The sequence below is a fragment of the Caulobacter sp. P4_E5 genome (assembly GCF_056401555.1).
Map to the genome: position 1 here is coordinate 53,546 of NZ_JBFUJD010000001.1, position 17,573 is coordinate 71,118.

The window sequence follows — 17,573 nt, forward strand, 5'->3', positions numbered from 1 at the left end:
AGGGATCACTCGCCAGGATGATAGAAGAAGCTGATGTTGCGGATCCGCTGAGCGCCGACCTGCAGGCCGCCCGTCAGAACGATCTGCGCACCGCCGTTGGGCCCAGCGGTCTTGGCGGCGTTCAGTTTCGCGACGTCCATTGTCCCGGATAGCACCACTTCGCCCAGACGTGGGTCGTTGGCGCGATAGAGGATCTCGTGGCTGTCGACCCGATAGCTGTTCGGCATCAGGCGCAGTTCAACGGTATGGTTGACCTGGCCCAGCTCGTTCTCGGCGCTCGGACTGGTGACATCCTCGAAGGTGAGGAAAATCGGGCCGTAGTGCTCGGCGCGCTTGCCCCCTTCCCAAGCCGCGAAGTCCGACGGGCCGCCGATGCTGAGCGCCGTCAGCTTCCAATTGCCCTGCTGGACCGGCGTCTCGGTGAAATAGAAGCCAGTCAGGTCAAGCTTAGGATCGTGCTGGAAGTTGGCGGCTGGCGCGTCCGCGCCCGGCGGAGTGATCGAAGTGGCCACGGTCCGCTCTTCGGCGGGTTTCGCGGGCGCGGCCGGCGCGGCAGCCTTTTGTTCGCAGGCGGCGAGCATCAGCAACGGCGCGAGCGCCGGGATAAGCAGGCGTTTCATGGCGGTCTTCCCCCGAAGAATCTCGTTATCCTGAACCATGTGATAGTCCCGCCCAGGTTGTCCACCGGGCTCGCGCGACGGCGTATGTCTTGACGTTCCAGGTCCATCGTGCGCTTGAAGCCCGCCCATGCGCCTATCCGACTTCGATTTCGACCTCCCCGAGGACCGCATCGCCTTGCGCCCGGCCGAGCCCCGCGACGCCGCGCGCCTACTGGTGGTGCGTCCCGGGCAAGCGCTCGCCGACCATGTCGTTCGCGAGCTTCCCGACTTCCTGCGCCCTGGCGACGCCCTGGTCTTCAACGACACCCGGGTGATCCCCGCGCGCCTGTCCGGCCTACGCGAGGGCCGCACGACCGGCGGCGCTGACGGTACGCCCGTGGCGGTCGAGGCTACTTTGCACCGGCGCGTCTCGCCCAGCCGCTGGAGCGCCTTCATGCGCCCGGGCAAGCGGTTGAAGGTCGGCGATCGGGTGGTATTCGGATCACGGGATGACCGGGCTTGCGAACTCGATCGTCTGGACGCCACGGTCGCTGAGAAGCACGAGGGCGGCGAGGTGCTGCTAGCCTTCGACCTGTCCGGTCCCGACCTCGACATCGGCATCGCCCGCCATGGCGACATGCCGCTGCCGCCCTACATCGCCGCCAAGCGGGGCGAGGACGAGCGCGACCGCGCCGACTATCAGACCGTCTACGCCCGCGAGGACGGCTCGGTGGCCGCCCCGACCGCCGGCCTGCACTTCACCCCCGACCTGCTGGAGCGCCTGAAGGCCAAGGGCGTGTCGCTACACTTTGTGACCCTGCACGTGGGCGCGGGCACCTTCCTGCCGGTCAAGACCGACGACCTCTCCGAACACAAGATGCACGCCGAGTTCGGCGAGGTGACCGCTGAGGTCGCCGACGCCCTGAACGCCGTCCGCGCCGCCGGCGGCCGGATCGTCTGTGTCGGCACCACCAGCTTGCGCTTGCTGGAGAGCGCCACGGGCGAGGACGGAATCGTGCGGCCGTTCGCCGACGAGACCGCCATCTTCATTACGCCCGGCTATCGTTTCCGGGCCGCCGACGTGCTGATGACCAACTTCCACCTGCCCAAGTCGACCCTGTTCATGTTGGTCAGCGCCTTCGCCGGCCGGGCGACGATGCGCGCGGCCTACGAACACGCCATATCGACGGGCTATCGCTTCTATTCCTACGGGGACGGCAGCCTGCTGTTCAAAGACGAGACTTCCTGATGGCCGCCTTTCCCTTCGAGATCAACGCCACGGACGGCAAGGCCCGCACGGGCGTCCTGAAGACGCTACGCGGCGACATTCGCACCCCCGCCTTCATGCCGGTCGGCACCGCCGCGACCGTCAAGGCCCTGACCGTCGACCAGGTTAAGGACACCGGCGCCGACATCATTCTGGGCAATACCTATCACCTGATGCTGCGGCCCTCGGCTGAGCGGGTGAAGCGCCTGGGTGGGCTGCACAGGTTCATGCGCTGGGACAAGCCGATCCTGACCGACAGCGGCGGCTTCCAGGTCATGAGCCTGTCGGGCATCAGCAAGCTGTCCGAGGAGGCCGTGACCTTCTCCAGCCACATCGACGGCTCCAAGCACGTGCTGACGCCCGAGCGCTCGATCGAGATCCAGGCCGACCTGCTGGGCAGCGACATCGTCATGCAACTGGACGAGTGCGTGGCCTGGCCGGCCGAAGAGGCGAGGGCGCGTAAGGGCATGGAGCTGTCGGCGCGCTGGGCCCAGCGCTCGAAGAACGCCTTCGGGACCCGCGACAGTCAGGTGCTGTTCGGCATCCAGCAAGGCTCGACCTTCGAAAACCTGCGTCGCGAGTCCTCCGATCGGCTGCGCGAAATCGGCTTCGACGGCTACGCGATTGGCGGCCTCGCGGTTGGCGAAGGTCATGCGGCCATGTGCGAGGTTCTGGACTACGCGCCCGGCCTGCTGCCCGAGGATCGCCCGCGCTACCTGATGGGCGTCGGCAAGCCGATCGACCTGGTGGAAGCCGTGGCGCGTGGCGTCGACATGTTCGACTGCGTGCTGCCCACCCGCTCGGGTCGCCACGGCCAGGCCTGGACCTGGGATGGGGCGATCAATCTGAAGAACGCCAAGTACGCCGAGGACGACACGCCGCTGGACCCTGACAGCGCCTGCCCGGCCAGCCGCGACTATTCGAAGGCCTATCTGCGGCACCTGTTCAAGGCCGAGGAGATCCTGGGCCAGGTGCTGCTGTCCTGGCACAACATCGCCTTCTTCCAGGCCTTGACGGCCGCCATGCGCGCGGCGATCGCCGAGGGGCGCTTCGAGCAGTTCCGCCGCGACTTCGCGGCCCGGCACCTGCCTCAGTAGCGAGGCCCTTGCGGCACGGTCGGCGCTTCCTGCTTGTTGATCGGGAAGCGCGGCTTGCGCGGGCCATAGGGATCACGCGGCGGCGGCATGCCGGGATCGACGACTGGCGGTTCGGCTGGCGGCTTGTGCTGGGGCGTGGCCGGTGGATTGCAGCCGCGCGCCTCGCCCAGGCCCTTCAGATAGGCCCGCCGCACCGCGCCCGAGGCGATGGCGCTCTGCACCAGGCGATCGTGGCGCTCGGCCCCGGTCAGCTTGCGGACCCAGCCGCGCATCGGGATCATGTCCTGCGCGGCGCTGGCCACCGCGCCCAGGGCCGCGCCGCCGGCCGCCTTGCGGCCCCGGTCCATCAGGTCCTCGTTCTCGCCCGGCGGATTGCGGTCGATGTCCTCGCCCAGAGCCACGTCCAATGGTTGGACCAGGGCGATCAGGGCCTCGCAACTTGCCCTCGCTGGCCGTTGATAGGGATCGTCCATCGCCTCCAGCAGCACGCGAGGGATCTTGGTGCGGACGATGTTCACGTCGCGCAGCGGCGCCTGCATGGCGCCGGTGATGCCTTCGCGGTTGGCCTCGGACGTCGATCTGATTCGGCCCGGGTCGATCGGCTGGACGGGCGAATCCTGAGGCGCGTTCGCAGGCGTCGCGCCGAGCAGCGGCGGCGATTCCTGCTGCCGCGCCAGGGCCGTTCCGGCCAGGCCCAGGCCGCAAAAGGCCGCCAAAAGCAAGGTTCCACGCATGACTCACCCTAACCCGCCCACAGCTTAGGCGTCATCCACCGGAAAAACGGCGAAACCATGCTTGCGACGCGGAAGACCCCCGACTATGGTCCGCGCCGCTTCCCCCGGTCCCCGCCGGATCGTGAGCGGGCCGGTAGCTCAGTGGTAGAGCATTCGACTTTTAATCGAATGGTCGTGGGTTCGAACCCCACCCGGCCTACCAATTCTCCAAGTATCGTTGACCATGAGCTGCGCCCTCCGTCGCGGCAGTCGGCCGAGCTACTTGCCATTCACATGCCTTTCTAGAGAAGATCGCGGCGCTCCCGGGCCGACGTCGCTCGAGTCCGTCGAGCTTGGTTTCCCCGGGGGTGATCTTGAAACGAATGATATTGTTGGCGTGCCTGTGCCTGGCCGGATGCGGCCCGCAGTTCACCGAGGAGGGCGTGGCTGGCGTCAAACAGACGATCACGAACGAGCTGTCGGCCCGGGGGCTGGAAGTGCACGAGGTGCAACTCGTAAGGACGGAACGCCGCAAACTGACGGGCTTCGCCAAGGTTTCAAAGCTTGGCTATAACGGCGAAAAGAACGTTACGCTGACGTGCGAGGCGACCATGGCCGAGAAGTCGACCAACTTCGTCTGGAAATGCGACCGCTAGGGATATGCGCGGCGCGCGGTTGGTCGGCCAGTTTTTCTCCCACCCCCATCCGCCTTTTCTCGTTTGCCCCATTGCCCCGGTAGAGATTTAAGCGGCTCAGTTTCCACGACGTCGTCGGGACCTCGATCCGGTCTCGCGCGTTCATCTTTGCCTTGAGCTATGTGGCGAGCCCGGACCCTGGACGACGATCAGACGATGACCGCCGACACCGCCGTGCGCCGGTCGTCCGCGCCGCCGCCCACGGGCAAGCGGCCCTTTTTCCGTAGGCGTTCGGCCATTCCGGGCTTCGGCCTGACCATGGGCGTGACGCTGACGGTGCTGTCGCTGATCGTCCTCATCCCGCTGAGCGCCGTGGTCCTGAAGGCCGCCCACCAATCGCCGGCCGACTTCTGGGCCGTGGCGACTTCCCAGCGCTCGATGGCCGCCTATCGCCTGACGTTCGGCGCCGCCTTCGTGGCGGCGGTGATCAATGGGGTGTTCGGGGTGCTGACCGCCTGGGCCCTGGTCCGCTACGACTTTCCGGGCAAGACCGTGGTCAACGCCCTGGTCGATCTGCCGTTCGCCCTGCCGACCGCCGTGGCCGGCATCGCCTTGGCGACCCTCTACGCGCCCACCGGCTGGGTCGGGCAGTTCCTGACGCCGCTCGGCATCAAGGCCGCCTACAACCCGGTCGGCGTCACCATCGCCCTGATCTTCATTGGCCTGCCGTTCGTGGTGCGCACCATCGAGCCGGTGCTGCGCGACGCGGCCGAGGATGTCGAGGAGGCCGCCGCTAGCCTGGGCGCCAACCGCATCGACACCATCTTGCGGATCGTGTTGCCGGCTCTGGCTCCGGCCTGGCTGACCGGCTTCGCCATGGCGTTCGCGCGCGGGGTGGGCGAGTACGGTTCGGTGATCTTCATTGCCGGCAACATGCCCTATAAGTCCGAGATCGCGCCGCTGCTGATCATCATCCAGCTGGAGCAGTTCGAATACGCCCGCGCCGCCACGATCGCTGTCGTGATGCTGGCCGTCTCCTTCACGATGCTGCTGGTCATCAACGCCATCCAGGCCTGGGCGCGGAGGTTCGACTGATGGCTGCCGTCCAGAATTCGATGAAAGGGCATCGCCGCGCCGTCGATGATCCGACCTGGGCCAAGGTCCTGATCGTCGGCGTGGTGATGGCCTTCCTGGCCCTGGTCTTGATCCTGCCGCTGGCGGCCGTGTTCGTCGAAGCCCTGCGCAAGGGGCTTGGTCCGGCCCTCGAGGCCGTCAACAACCCTGACGCACTGGCGGCCGTGAAGCTGACCCTGATCACGGCCGCGATCGCCGTGCCGTTCAACGCGGTGTTCGGCCTCTGCGCGGCCTGGGCGATCGCCAAGTACGAATTCCCGGGCAAGGCGCTGCTGATCACGCTGATCGACCTGCCGTTCTCGGTGTCGCCCGTGGTGGCTGGCCTGATCTACGTGCTGATCTTCGGTCTGCAGGGGTGGTTCGGCGAATATCTGGTCGACAACGACATCAAGGTCATCTTCGCCGTGCCCGGCATCGTGCTGGCCACCGTGTTCGTGACCTTCCCGTTCGTGGCCCGCGAGTTGATCCCGCTGATGCAGGAGCAGGGGACCAGTGAGGAAGAGGCGGCCGTCTCGATGGGCGCCTCCGGCCTCTACACCTTCTGGCGGGTGACCGCCCCCAACGTGCGCTGGGGCCTGATGTACGGCGTTCTGCTGTGCAACGCCCGCGCCATGGGCGAGTTCGGCGCGGTGTCGGTGGTCAGCGGCCACATCCGCGGCTTGACCAACACCATGCCGCTGCACGTCGAGATCCTTTACAACGAGTACGACTTCGTCGGCGCCTTCGCCGTCGCGGCCCTGCTGTGCCTTCTGGCCGTGGTGACCCTGGTGCTGAAGACGGCGCTCGAAGTCGGCGCGCCCGGCATGCGCGGGCGCGGCGGACACTGAACGGACTAAACGGCCATGACCATCACCATCCGCTCCGTCGAAAAGAAGTTCGGGCGCTATCCGGCGCTGAACAAGGTCGACCTCGAGATCGCCGACGGCGAGCTGCTGGCCCTGCTGGGCCCATCGGGCTCGGGCAAGACGACGCTGCTGCGCACGATCGCCGGCCTGGAATTCCCTGACGCTGGCCAGGTGCTGTTCGACGGCGAGGACGTGACCTTCGCCTCGGCCGCCGCGCGCCGCGTGGGCTTCGTGTTCCAGCAATACGCTCTGTTCAAGCACATGACCGTGGCCAAGAACATCGCGTTCGGCCTCGATGTCCGGAAGGGCAAGGACAAGCCGTCCAAGGCCGAAATCGCCCAGCGGGTCGAGGATCTCTTGAAGCTGGTCGAGCTTGACGGCCTGGGCAAGCGCTACCCCTCGCAGCTCTCGGGCGGCCAACGCCAGCGCGTGGCCCTGTCGCGGGCCCTGGCGGTGCAGCCCAGCGTGCTGCTGCTGGACGAGCCGTTCGGCGCCTTGGACGCCACGGTCCGCAAATCGCTGCGCCGTGAGCTGCGCCGGGTGCACGACGCCACCGGCGTCACCACCATTTTCGTGACCCACGATCAGGAAGAAGCCCTGGAACTGGCCGATCGCGTGGCCATCCTCAACAAGGGCGAGATCGAGCAGATCGRCACACCCGACCAGGTTCATGATCAGCCCGAGACGGCCTTCGTCTGCGGCTTCGTCGGCGAAGCCAACTGCTTCGAGGGCCAGGTCAGCGGCGGCCGGTTCAGCGCCGGGATCCTGGGCTTGCCGGCCTCGGACGTCCGCGAGGGTTCGGCGACGGCCTATGTCCGGCCGCACGATTTCGTGCTGGACGATGGCGGGTTCGAGGTGCGGATCAACCGCGCCCACGTGCAGGGGGCCTTGACCACCGTCAACGCCACCGCCGCCGACGGACGCCACATCGAGATCAGCGCCTCCCGCGCCGAGGCCGCTCGTTTCCAGGGCACGGTGAAGATCGCCGCTCGTAAGGCTCACGTTTACGCCGCCTAAGCTTCTGTCCGTTAAACCGGTTCCGGACGAACAGCGCTTGGCGTTGGGGCGAACCCCCTTCGCTTGCGCTAAAATCGGTTCCGACTCGGCGGGAGTTCTAGAGGCCTATGTCCATGGTCGAGCCTTCGGGCGCGGAGCGTCGCTCGCATCCTCGGATGCCGGCGGCGCGCAAGATCTACATCGTGGATGATCCGCGCTCGTGGAAGTGTTCGCTGCTGGACGTCGCCGAACGCGGCGCTCGGCTGTCGACGGCCGGCATCGCCGCGCCGCCGGACAAGTTCGTCTTCGTCGACGCCGGCGGCCGTCGGGTGCACCTGGCCCATGTGGTCTGGCGTTCGGGCAGCGAAGCCGGCGTGCAGTTCCTGCAGACCGAGCGCATCGGCCCCCGGGCCGGCGGCGCGGCTGGGGCGTTGGACATCGCGCGGCGGTTCGCCGCGACGCTGCCTCCGGAGATCCTGCAGTAGATCTATTGCTGCTGCTGCTGCTGCTGCTGCTGATGCAGCTCTTGCTTCAAGGCGGCGTCGGGACGACGGCGGCCGCCGGCGAAGCTGGGACGGGCCATGCGCAGGAATTCTGGCTCGGCCAAGGCGGCGCGGGCTCGGCGCACGGTGACGCCCACGGCCAGCTGGCTCTCGGCGTCGCCCTTGTAGACCCCGCGTGACGGGGTGACGTCGGCATAGTCGCGGCCGACCGCCACGGCCACGTGCCGCTCGCAGGTCATCATGTTGTTGGTCGGGTCCAGGCCGACCCAGCGCAAGCTGGGCAGGAAGACCTCGACCCAGGCGTGGGTGGCGTCGGGATCGGAGCGGTCACCGGCGTCGCGGTCGGTAAACAGGTAGCCGGAGATGTAACGCGCGGGGATGCCCCACGCGCGGCATACCGCCAACATGATGTGGGCGAAGTCCTGACAAACCCCGCGCCCCGCGCTCAGCGCCAGGTCGATCGGGCTGTCGGCGTCGGTCACGCCAGGCTGGTACTCGAACGCGCGATAGATCGCTTCCGACAGGGCGCGGACCGCGGTCAGCGGATCCTTGCGCTTGAGGGCGTCCAGGTCGTGCTCGTTGATGAAGGTCCGCAGCGCGTCGGTCGTCTGGACGAATCCGTGCGGCCTCAGGAAATCGAAGCATTCGCCGCGGACGAACTCGCTCCGCAGGCGGTCCCATTCGCCCATGTCCAGCTGCTCGGGTCGCTCCCCGGTCGGCTCGGTCTCGACCGCCGAGCGCGCGATGATGGTCAGCTTGTCGTGCGGCTGGGGGACGTCGAAGTGGTAGACGGCGTTGCCGAAGCTGTCGGCGTAGGAGAACACCTGAGCCGCCGGTTCCAGGTCCAGCTCGAAACTGACCAGGCGCTGGCGGGCGGTCTTTTGGGGCTGCATCCACAGCTCCATCAGGCTTTCCCGGACGGGGCGCTCGTAGTGGTACTGGGTGACGTGGCGGATTTCGAGCAGCACTGTTTTTCGTCCTAGGCCGGGAGGCGCATTTCGAGCGGATAGGCCACGAAGGTTTCGTAGATCGCCTCGTGAATGCGCGCGCATTCGTTGACGACAGTGGTCAGCAGCGGCCCGGCGCCAATGGCTTCCAGCTCGTCGACATCGGCGAACTGCAAACGAGCCTTGAGCCGGCCGGCCAGCCGTTCCGGACCGGCGCGCTCGCTGGTCGCGACGCGGCGAGCCAGGGCGGAAAGGTGTTGCTCGATCTGGGCGGTGGCGAAACGGATCGAGCGTGGGAAGTCCTCGTCGAAGACCAGGAACTCCAGGATGTGCCGGGGCTCGATCTCGGCGGTGTAGACGCGCAGATAGGGTTCCAGAGCGCACGCCATGCGCAGCACGCTGACCAGGGCGACGTGATCGTCGATCCGGCCATGGATCGGCGACTCCGCGAAGCATACCTCCAGCAGGCGCGACAGCAGCTGGGCGCGCTCCATGTAGATGCCCAGCATCATGAACCGCCAGCTCTCGCCGTGGCTCATGGTGGTGTCGGCCGCGCCCTTGAACAGGTGCAGGTCGGCGATGACGTCGTGCAGGAACGTGTCCGAGCCGTGGGAAAAGTCCTTGGCGGCCTTCGCGTCGGTGACCTTCAGGTACAACAGGTTCAGGCGTTCCCAGGTTTCGGTGGTGATCTGGTCGCGAACCTGGCGCGCGTTTTCGCGGGCGCGGGCCAGGGACGAGACCACCGAGTTGGGATCCCCGCGGTTCAGCACCAGGGCGTGGGCGGCCTCGAACGAGCCGACGTCGGCGCCGTCGCTCGGCTCACCGACGGCGGCCAACGCGATCTGCACGGCGTGGGTCCCGGAGTCCGTCTGGTCCAGGGTGGCGTTCAGCATGACGCTGGACAGGCGCGAGAGGTGCTCGGCCCGTTCGATATAGCGGCCCAGCCAGTAGAGGCTGTCAGCAACGCGAGCGAGCATCATGGGCGGACGCTCCCGTTGCCATTCGAGTGTCCGTTAGAGCCGTTCTCCTCGGCCAGAACCCAGGTGTCCTTGGAACCACCACCTTGGCTGGAATTGACCACCAGCGACCCACGCTTCAGGGCCACACGCGTCAGGGCGCCGGGCGTGACGATGGTCTTCTCGCCGGACAGGATGAACGGCCGCAGGTCGACGTGGCGCGGTTCGATGCGGCCGTCGACCAGGCAAGGGGCGGTCGACAGCTGGATCGTCGGCTGGGCGATGTAGTTGTCGGGATCGGCCTTGATGGCCTCGGCGAAGTCGTCGCGTTCTTTCTGGCTGGCGTGCGGCCCGACCAGCATGCCGTAGCCGCCCGAGGCGCCGACGGCCTTGACCACGAACTTGTCGAGGTTGTCGAGCACATGGCCCAACTGCCGGGACTCGCGGCACAGGAAGGTCTCGATATTGGGCAGGATCGCGTCCTCGCCCAGATAGTAGCGGATGATGTCGGGGACGTAGGCGTAGACGGCCTTGTCGTCGGCGACGCCGGTGCCGGGGGCGTTGCAGATCACCACATTGCCGGCGCGATAGGCGTTGAACAGGCCCGCCGCGCCCAGCGAAGAGTCCCGCCGGAAGGTGAGGGGGTCGATGAAGTCGTCGTCGACCCGGCGATAGATCACATCCACCCGACGGATCCCGGTCGTGGTGCGCATGTAGACCATGTTCTCGTGCACCACGAGGTCGCGGCCCTCGACCAACGGCACGCCCATCAGGCGCGCGAGATAGGCGTGCTCGTAATAGGCGCTGTTGTAGACGCCGGGCGTCAGCACCACGACCTGAGGATCGCCGCGCCAGTCGGCCGCCATGCTCTTCAGCGTCGCCAGCAGCAGGTCGGGATAGCGCTCGACAGGCCGCACGCCGGCGGCGCGATAGGTGCCGGGGAAGGTCCGCTTGGCGGCGTCACGATTGGCCAGCATGTACGAGACGCCGGACGGGACGCGCAGATTGTCTTCCAGCACCGCGAACTGGCCGTCCTGGCAGCGGATCAGGTCGCTGCCGCAGACGTTGGCGTAGGCCTTGTGGGGCACGTAGATGTGCTGCATTTCGCGCCGGTACGACGGCGCGCCCAGCACCAGCTCGCGCGGCACCACGCCATCCATCAGGATCTGCTGGTCGCCGTAGATATCCGCCAGGAACAGGTTCAGCGCCTGCAGGCGCTGGGTTAGGCCCGCTTCGATTCGCTTCCATTCGTCGGCGGGAATGATGCGTGGGAAGAGGTCGGTCGGGATGATCCGCTCGGTGGTGTTCTCGGCCCCGTAGACGGTGAAGGTGATGCCCTGCAGCAGGAAGGACCGCTCGAGGGTCCGCTGGCGGCCCGCCAGTTCCTCGGCGCCCAGGGTCGACATGCGGGCGTGCAGCGGATCGTAGTGCGAACGAACCTCGCCCTCGGGCGTGAACATCTCGTCATAGGCGACGCCCGGCAGGTAAGCCGCCTCCGTCATCGGCAGGGTCGGGGCATCCACAAGGGTCTGGGTCTTCGCCGCCACGCTTTTTTCCACGTTTCTCTTCGCTTTGGACGCCATGCCGAGGGGGCCGCGCCGTCCCAACTCTAGAACGTCGCGCAGGGCCCGCGCGCCGAATTCGACATTCGCCGCGTAGATGCGCACGGCTGCCCAGCATTTGGGCGCCTTTCGCCTGCTTTGAGAAGCGCCGCTTGCTCTCGGGTCGTTGCAATTCCGGTCGTGACAGAGGCCAAACCCCAGACTACAGCAGGGGCGGGGGCGCTTCGCGCGGGGAACGTGATTTGGTGCTTGGGCGGACTTCCCTGGCGTTGACAGCGGCGACTCTCCTGACGGCCTCGGCCGCCTGGGCCGACGAGCCGATGGCTCAGATCCAGGGCGTCGAGGACAGGGCTCTGCGCGAGGCCATCCAGCGCGCTCTGACCCAGTCCAAGCATCCCCCCCAAAGCCGCGCCGAGGCTCGTCGCCGAGCCCGTCAGGCTGGCGAGGATTCGATCGCCGTGCTGCGCGCCGAGGGCTATTACGCCTACACCGTCGAGCCCGACGTGTTGGATGGCGAGCCGCCGCGGGCGGTCGTCAAGGTCACGCCTGGCCCCGTGTTCGTCATCGCCGATCCCCGCATCGACTGGTCCGGCGCGCCGCCCGACGAAGGCGTCCGCCAGCGCGCCGCCGCGGCCATGCGCCTGACCGAGGGCGAGCCGGGCCGCGCCGCCGACGTGGTCGGCGCAGAGGGGCGCATTGTCGCCCAGGTCGCCAAGCTGGGCTATGCCGACGCGGCGGCCGAGCCGCGTGAGGTCATCGTCGATCACGGAGACCACACCGTCCGTCCGGCTTTCAAGATCGTCGCCGGCGAGCTGGTCCATCTCGACGGGATCGAGGTGGTCACCAAGGGGCGAACCAATTCCGCCTGGGTGAATCACCTGGCCCCCTGGCGCTCGGGCGATGTCTACGACCCCGAGGACGTCGCGGAACTGGAGCGCCGCCTGCGCGACACCGCCGTCTACGATTCGATCTCCGTCTCATTGGCCGGACCCGACAAGGCCACGCCCGAGGGGCTGCGACCGGTCGTGATCACCCTGTCCGATCGCCGGTCGCGGACGATCGAAACCAGCGTCGGCTACTCCACCAGCGAGGGCGGCGGCGTCGATCTGCGGTGGAGCCGCTACAATCGGTTCAAGCGCGCCGACACCACGACCTACGCTCTGAAGTTCGCCAAGCTGGAGCAGCGCCTGGGCGGGGAAATCTCGCTGCCGCATTGGCGGCGGCCGCAGCAGACCCTGAAGCTCAACTCTTCGATCTTCCGCAACGACACCGACGCCTACAATGAAACCGGCGCCACGGTCGGGGTGGACCTGACCAAGCGACGCCAGACGACGGCCTACCGCACCTTCGGCGTGTCGCTGGACCTGTCGCAGACCAAGGAGCAGGTCGGCCGCAACGGGCTGGTCGCGGGGCGCAAACTGAACCTGGCGACCGTCGCGGGTCTGGCGGCCTACGCTTGGGACTTCTCGGACAACATCCTCGATCCCAAACGCGGCTGGCGCCTCGAGGCTCGGGGCGAGCCGACCTATGTCGTCGGGGACACGACCCTGCCGTATCTGAAGCTGACCACCCAGGGTTCGGCCTATCTGCCGTTCGGCAAGCTCGCCAGCACCGTGCTGGCGGCGCGGGTGAAACTAGGCGCGATCGTCGGCGGGGGCATCCCCGAGGTGCCGGCCTCGCGGCGGTTCTACGCCGGCGGCGGGGGYTCGGTGCGGGGCTATTCCTATCAGGCCATTGGTCCGCGTTTGTCGGACAACACGCCCCAAGGCGGCGTTTCGCTGGTCGAGACGTCGTTCGAGCTACGTCAGAGGGTCACCGATCACTGGAGCGGCGTCGCTTTCATCGATGCCGGCGCCATCGGAACCGACAAGACGCCCAGGGGCGAGGACTTCCGGGCGGGCGCGGGCTTCGGCGTCCGCTATGACCTAGGCTTCGGCCCTATCCGCGCCGACATCGCCGTGCCGCTGGGCAAGCGGTCGGGCGACCCGGCCTTTCAGATCTATCTCAGCATCGGGCAAAGCTTTTGAGCGGGGAGCACGACAAGCCTGACCTGACCGAAACGGTCGTTCATGCCGCCGAAGCGGCGGGCGAAACGGCCGTTCAGGCCGCCAAGAAGGTCGGGTGGGGCGGCTGGCTGCTGATCGTCTCGGCGATCTTGGCGGGGATTCTGATCGTCATGGCGGGCGGCCTGCGCTTCGCCCCAATCACCCCGCAGGGCCGCATGTTCCTCGAGGCGCGCGCCTCCGGCCTGAAGCTGGGCCGGATCGGCAAACTGCACATCGAAGGCCTGTCGGGCGATATCTGGAAGGATTTCGGCGTTCGCCGCCTGACCATCTCGGACGAGAAGGGCGTCTGGCTGGAGGCGCACGACATCCGCGTCGCCTGGCGACCCACCGAGCTGTTCGGCCGCCGCTTCCACGCCGAGCGGGTCGACGCCCGCGATGTCCTGGTGCTGCGCCGGCCGACCATGGCGCCCAAGGGACCGAAGTCCAGCGCGGCGCCAGTGTCAGTCGATCTCGACGCCTTCACCCTGCGCCTGATCACCCGACCCGCGTTCAGCGGCAAGGACGGCGACTTCGACGTCACGGGCGACTATGAAATGGCGAGGCAGGGCGGTCAGAAGGGCAAGCTGGCGGTGGCCTCGCGCCTGCATGTGGGCGACCACCTGAACGTCGACTTCGACCTGGGTCGTTCGAAGAGCCTACGCCTGATGGCCGACGCCACCGAGGCGAACGGCGGCGCTATCGCCGGCGCGTTGGGTCTGCCGGCGGATCGTCCGTTCGATCTGAAGGCCAAGGCGAACGGCACGACCAGCCGCGCGTCGTTCAACGTCCTGGCGCGCACCGGAAACACGACCCCGTTGCAAGCCGACGGGGCCTGGACGCCGGAAGGCGGCTCCGCGCGCGGCCGCATCGACCTCGAGGCCTCGACCCTGACCCGGCGTTTGGCCCAAATGTTCGGGCCGCAAGCTGACTTCACCCTCGATGGGAAGAAGACGAGCAGGGAGGGACTGTCGGACCTGAACTTGGCGATCATAGCCCAGAACCTGACGCTGCACGGCCATGGTCTCGCGGATCTCGCCAAGAAGCGGACCGGTCCGGACGGCATCGCCTTCAGCGCCCAAGTCGGCGCCTTGAAGCGGATCGTCACCATCCCCCAGATGGGACGCGGCCTGGCCGATGGCGTCTTCCGTCTGGAGGAGGGCGGTTTCTCGATCGACGGCAACATCGACGTCGTCGACATGGAGTTGCTGGGTTATCGCCTCAAGCGCGCCAAGGGACCGGCGATGGTCCGCTGGGCCAAGGGCGAACTGGAGATCAAGGCCCAGGCCGCCACCTCGGGCGGCGGCGGGACGGGTCTGCTGGCCGTGCTGGGCTCCAGTCCCAAGGCCAGCTTCGAGGGCGCGCGGATCAAGGGTGGCCGGTTCCTGATCCGCTCGGCCCGCGTCGACGCGCCCAACCTCGTCGTCACCGGCAAGGGCGAGCGCGGTGTGCTGGGCGGCCTGTCGTTCGACGGCGAAATGAGGGTGGCCAGCCTGGGTCCGGTGCGGCCCGGGGCCAAGGGCTCGGTCACGGCCAAGTGGACCGCCTCCAGCTTCGCCAACAGTCCCTGGAGCTTCACTGTCGACAGCCGGGCGGCGGGTTTCGCCACCGGCTACGCCGAGATCGACCGCCTGTTGGGCGCGACGCCGCGTCTGAACGGCAAGGCCAGCTGGAACAACGGCGTGCTGACGGTCGCTGACGCCAAGCTGGACGGCAGCGCCGCCAGCCTCAGAAGCGCGGGCAAGATGGTCGCCCAGGGCCTTGGTCTGGACTTCAAGCTCGATTGGACGGCGTCCGGTCCGTTCAGCGCCGGCCCGGTGGAGATCGCCGGTAAGGCGGCGGGCGATGGTCACGTCGGCGGTACGCTGTCGGCGCCGAAGGCCGAGCTGAACGCCGACTTCGATTCCATCGACCTGCCCAGGCTGCCCCTGACCAAGGCGCACCTGACCCTGACCTTCGCCCATGGCCCCAATGCCACGGATGGCGTCGCGGCGCTGCAGGCCAATAGCGGTTACGGTCCGGCGCGCGGACGGACGGCCTTCCGGTTCTCGCCGGGCGGCATTGAGCTCACTGAGCTGGACGTCGACGCCGGCGGAGCCAAGGCCAAGGGCGCGATGAGCCTGCGGGACGGGTTGCCGGCCACCGCCGATCTGACCGTCGCGATCGGTCCCGGCGCCTTCCTCCCTCAAGGCCAGGTCAAGGGCTCGGCCAAGCTGGTCGATGCGCCCGGCGGTGGCGCGGCCACAGCCACGCTGGACCTGACCGCCGAGGACGTCGCCACCGGCGCCTGGAAGGTCCGTTCGGCGCGGATCAAGGCCGACGGGCCGCTGTCGCGCCTGCCGCTTTCGATCGACGCGCGCGGCGAGGCCCCTGGAGGACGCTGGCGCTTCGGCGGGACCGGCGAACTGGCCCAGACGGGCAAGCTCTACGACCTGACCCTGAACGCCGCCGGCCGCATGGGACGCACCGAGGTCAAGACCCGCGAGGCGGCCAAGGTCCGGTTTGGTGACGGTCCGACCCAGGCCCGCCTGCGCCTGGCGATCGACCAGGGCCGCGCGGATATCGACGCCGATATCGGCGGGGCTACAGCCATGTTGAAGGCCGAGCTGGCCGGGGTGACCCTGACCGCCTTCGATCCGGATCTCGACGGCGACATCGACGGTTCGTTCAATCTCCACGGCCAGGGCGAGACCCTGGGCGGCGACTTCACCATGCGGCTGTCGAACGCTCGCGAACGGGGCTCCAAGGTCGAGCAATCCCTGAACGCCAAGGTGCATGGCGAGCTGACCGACAGGCAGCTGACGATCATCGCCGATGGAGACAACCGTCAGGGTCTGAAAGCCGAAGCCAATCTGGTGCTTCCCGTGGAGGCCTCTGCCCGGCCGCTGCGTCTGATGGTCGACAAGAAGCGTGGCGTTCAAGGTCAGTTCTCGGCCCAGGGCGAGATCAAGCCGCTGTGGGACCTGCTGCTAGGCCCCGAGCGGTCGCTGTCGGGCCGTATCAATCTGCAGGCCAGTTTGGGCGGCACCCTGGCCGATCCGCGCCTGATCGGCCAAGCGACCCTGGACAACGGCGGCTTCGAGGACGGCCAAAGCGGCCTTCGCCTGCGCAATGTCACCCTGCGCGCGGCCCTGGCCGACAACGCCATCGACGTCAGCCAGGCCATCGGCGAGGACGGGCAGGGCGGCTCGGTTTCGGGCGCGGGGCGGATCAGCCTGGCCCGCGACGGCGTCGGCAGTTTCAAGCTGGACCTGAAGAGCTTCCGCCTGATCGACAACGACCTAGCCTCGGCCGTCGCCACCGGCCAGACCAGCATCAACCGCTCCGCCGACGGCAAGATCAAGCTGACGGGCGCGGTGACCATCGACCGCGCCGACGTCTCGGCCCAGAGCAAGACGCCGGTCGGCGTCGTCGCCATGGACGTGGTCGAGCGCAACCGCCCGCAGGACCTGGACCAGGGGCTACAGCGCCGCCCGACCACCGGCGGCATGATCCTCGACCTCGACCTGAAGGCGTCGCGTCGGGTGTTCGTGCGCGGACGAGGCCTGGACGTCGAGCTGTCGCTGGACGCCCACGTCGGCGGCACATCCTTGGCCCCGGCGCTCAGCGGCGTCGCGCGGGTGGTGCGCGGCGAATACGACTTCGCCGGCAAGCGGTTCGAATTCGACCAGAACGGGACGGTCTATCTGTCCAGCCAGCTCGACCGCATCCGCCTGGATCTGTCGGCGAGCCGGGAGGACGCCTCGCTGACGGCGGTGGTCAGGATCCAGGGGACGGCCGCCAAGCCCGAAATCACCCTGACCTCCAAGCCCGAGCTGCCCAGCGACGAGGTGCTTAGCCAGGTGTTGTTCGGCTCATCGGCCGCCCAGCTGTCGCCGATCGAGGCCGCCCAGCTAGCCTCGGCCCTGGCCTCGATGGCGGGCGGCGGAGGCTTCGACGTGATCGGCAACTTGCGGAGCTTCGCGCGCCTCGACCGCTTGGCTTTCGCCGAAAGCGCCACGGGCATGACCGTGTCGGGCGGCAAGTACGTGACCGACGACGTCTATGTCGAGATCATCGGCGGCGGCCGTGAAGGCCCTGCGGCTCAGGTCGAATGGCGAGTTCGCCGGACCTTGTCGCTGGTCTCGCGGATCGGCGGTCAGAACGACGCCAAGCTTTCCGTCCGTTGGCGAAAGGACTACTAAGGAAGCAAGGCTGTTGCGCGGGCCCCCGGTTACCTCCTCCGAGGTGAGCACGATTTACCCGCGGCCCTTGGTTATCATGACTGAGGGAGGACC

Annotated in this window: 14 protein-coding genes and 1 tRNA gene; 10 read left to right on the plus strand and 5 right to left on the minus strand. The window is 67.7% G+C overall.

The window, feature by feature from the left end; translation table 11 throughout:
- Positions 1–5: 5 nt before the first annotated feature.
- Positions 6–620 carry a hypothetical protein gene (locus tag AC1DSO_RS00275; protein ID WP_477066918.1) on the minus strand — a complete coding sequence of 205 codons (615 nt, stop codon included), beginning with the start codon at positions 618–620 and terminating at the stop codon, positions 6–8.
- A gap of 127 nt (positions 621–747) precedes the next feature.
- On the opposite strand from AC1DSO_RS00275, the gene queA reads away from it, so the two are divergent.
- Positions 748–1,848 carry a tRNA preQ1(34) S-adenosylmethionine ribosyltransferase-isomerase QueA gene (queA, locus tag AC1DSO_RS00280; protein WP_477066919.1) on the plus strand — a complete coding sequence of 367 codons (1,101 nt, stop codon included), beginning with the start codon at positions 748–750 and terminating at the stop codon, positions 1,846–1,848.
- Positions 1,848–2,963, plus strand: coding sequence for a tRNA guanosine(34) transglycosylase Tgt (gene tgt, locus AC1DSO_RS00285; protein ID WP_477066920.1), 1,116 nt, complete (start codon positions 1,848–1,850; stop codon positions 2,961–2,963). Before queA ends, tgt begins: the two co-directional genes overlap by 1 nt.
- Here tgt and AC1DSO_RS00290 read toward each other — a convergent pair.
- On the minus strand, positions 2,957–3,697 hold the full coding sequence (locus AC1DSO_RS00290) for a hypothetical protein (RefSeq protein ID WP_477066921.1): 741 nt from the start codon (positions 3,695–3,697) through the stop codon (positions 2,957–2,959). The two genes, tgt and AC1DSO_RS00290, sit on opposite strands and share 7 nt — an antisense overlap.
- Before the next feature lie 127 nt (positions 3,698–3,824).
- On the opposite strand from AC1DSO_RS00290, the gene AC1DSO_RS00295 reads away from it, so the two are divergent.
- The 6 genes from AC1DSO_RS00295 to AC1DSO_RS00320 all read left to right on the plus strand — a co-directional run bounded on the left by AC1DSO_RS00295 (position 3,825) and on the right by AC1DSO_RS00320 (position 7,771).
- Positions 3,825–3,899, plus strand: a tRNA-Lys gene (locus AC1DSO_RS00295).
- Between the two features lie 151 nt (positions 3,900–4,050).
- Positions 4,051–4,332, plus strand: a complete 282-nt coding sequence (locus AC1DSO_RS00300; RefSeq protein ID WP_477066922.1) for a putative periplasmic lipoprotein — start codon at positions 4,051–4,053, stop codon at positions 4,330–4,332.
- Positions 4,333–4,527: 195 nt separating this feature from the next.
- The gene (gene cysT / locus AC1DSO_RS00305; RefSeq protein ID WP_477066923.1) at positions 4,528–5,406 is read left to right on the plus strand and encodes a sulfate ABC transporter permease subunit CysT; all 879 of its coding nucleotides are present in this window, start codon (positions 4,528–4,530) and stop codon (positions 5,404–5,406) included.
- Between the two features lie 20 nt (positions 5,407–5,426).
- A complete protein-coding gene (cysW, locus tag AC1DSO_RS00310; protein ID WP_477066976.1) occupies positions 5,427–6,272 on the plus strand; it encodes a sulfate ABC transporter permease subunit CysW in 846 nt (281 codons plus the stop codon).
- Positions 6,273–6,287: 15 nt separating this feature from the next.
- A complete protein-coding gene (locus AC1DSO_RS00315) occupies positions 6,288–7,307 on the plus strand; it encodes a sulfate/molybdate ABC transporter ATP-binding protein (RefSeq protein WP_477066924.1) in 1,020 nt (339 codons plus the stop codon).
- A 107-nt stretch (positions 7,308–7,414) separates the two neighbouring features.
- Positions 7,415–7,771 (plus strand): PilZ domain-containing protein, encoded by a 357-nt coding sequence (locus AC1DSO_RS00320; protein ID WP_477066925.1) that lies wholly within the window; start codon positions 7,415–7,417, stop codon positions 7,769–7,771.
- 2 nt (positions 7,772–7,773) lie between these two features.
- On the opposite strand, the gene AC1DSO_RS00325 is transcribed toward AC1DSO_RS00320, so the two are convergent.
- From AC1DSO_RS00325 to AC1DSO_RS00335, 3 genes are read right to left on the minus strand one after another with little or no spacing between them, the layout of a single operon-like run.
- Complete coding sequence (locus AC1DSO_RS00325; RefSeq protein ID WP_477066926.1) at positions 7,774–8,757, minus strand: transglutaminase family protein; 984 nt, start codon at positions 8,755–8,757, stop codon at positions 7,774–7,776.
- Positions 8,758–8,768: 11 nt separating this feature from the next.
- Entirely contained in the window at positions 8,769–9,716 is a 948-nt protein-coding gene (locus AC1DSO_RS00330) for an alpha-E domain-containing protein (RefSeq protein WP_477066927.1), read from the minus strand.
- Positions 9,713–11,239 carry a circularly permuted type 2 ATP-grasp protein gene (locus AC1DSO_RS00335; protein WP_477066928.1) on the minus strand — a complete coding sequence of 509 codons (1,527 nt, stop codon included), beginning with the start codon at positions 11,237–11,239 and terminating at the stop codon, positions 9,713–9,715. Before AC1DSO_RS00335 ends, AC1DSO_RS00330 begins: the two co-directional genes overlap by 4 nt.
- 257 nt (positions 11,240–11,496) lie before the next feature.
- Here AC1DSO_RS00335 and AC1DSO_RS00340 point away from each other — a divergent pair, with 257 nt between their 5' ends.
- Positions 11,497–13,281, plus strand: a complete 1,785-nt coding sequence (locus AC1DSO_RS00340) for an autotransporter assembly complex protein TamA (RefSeq protein ID WP_477066929.1) — start codon at positions 11,497–11,499, stop codon at positions 13,279–13,281.
- Between the two features lie 107 nt (positions 13,282–13,388).
- On the plus strand, positions 13,389–17,480 hold the full coding sequence (locus tag AC1DSO_RS00345) for a translocation/assembly module TamB domain-containing protein (RefSeq protein WP_477066977.1): 4,092 nt from the start codon (positions 13,389–13,391) through the stop codon (positions 17,478–17,480).
- Positions 17,481–17,573: the final 93 nt, after the last annotated feature.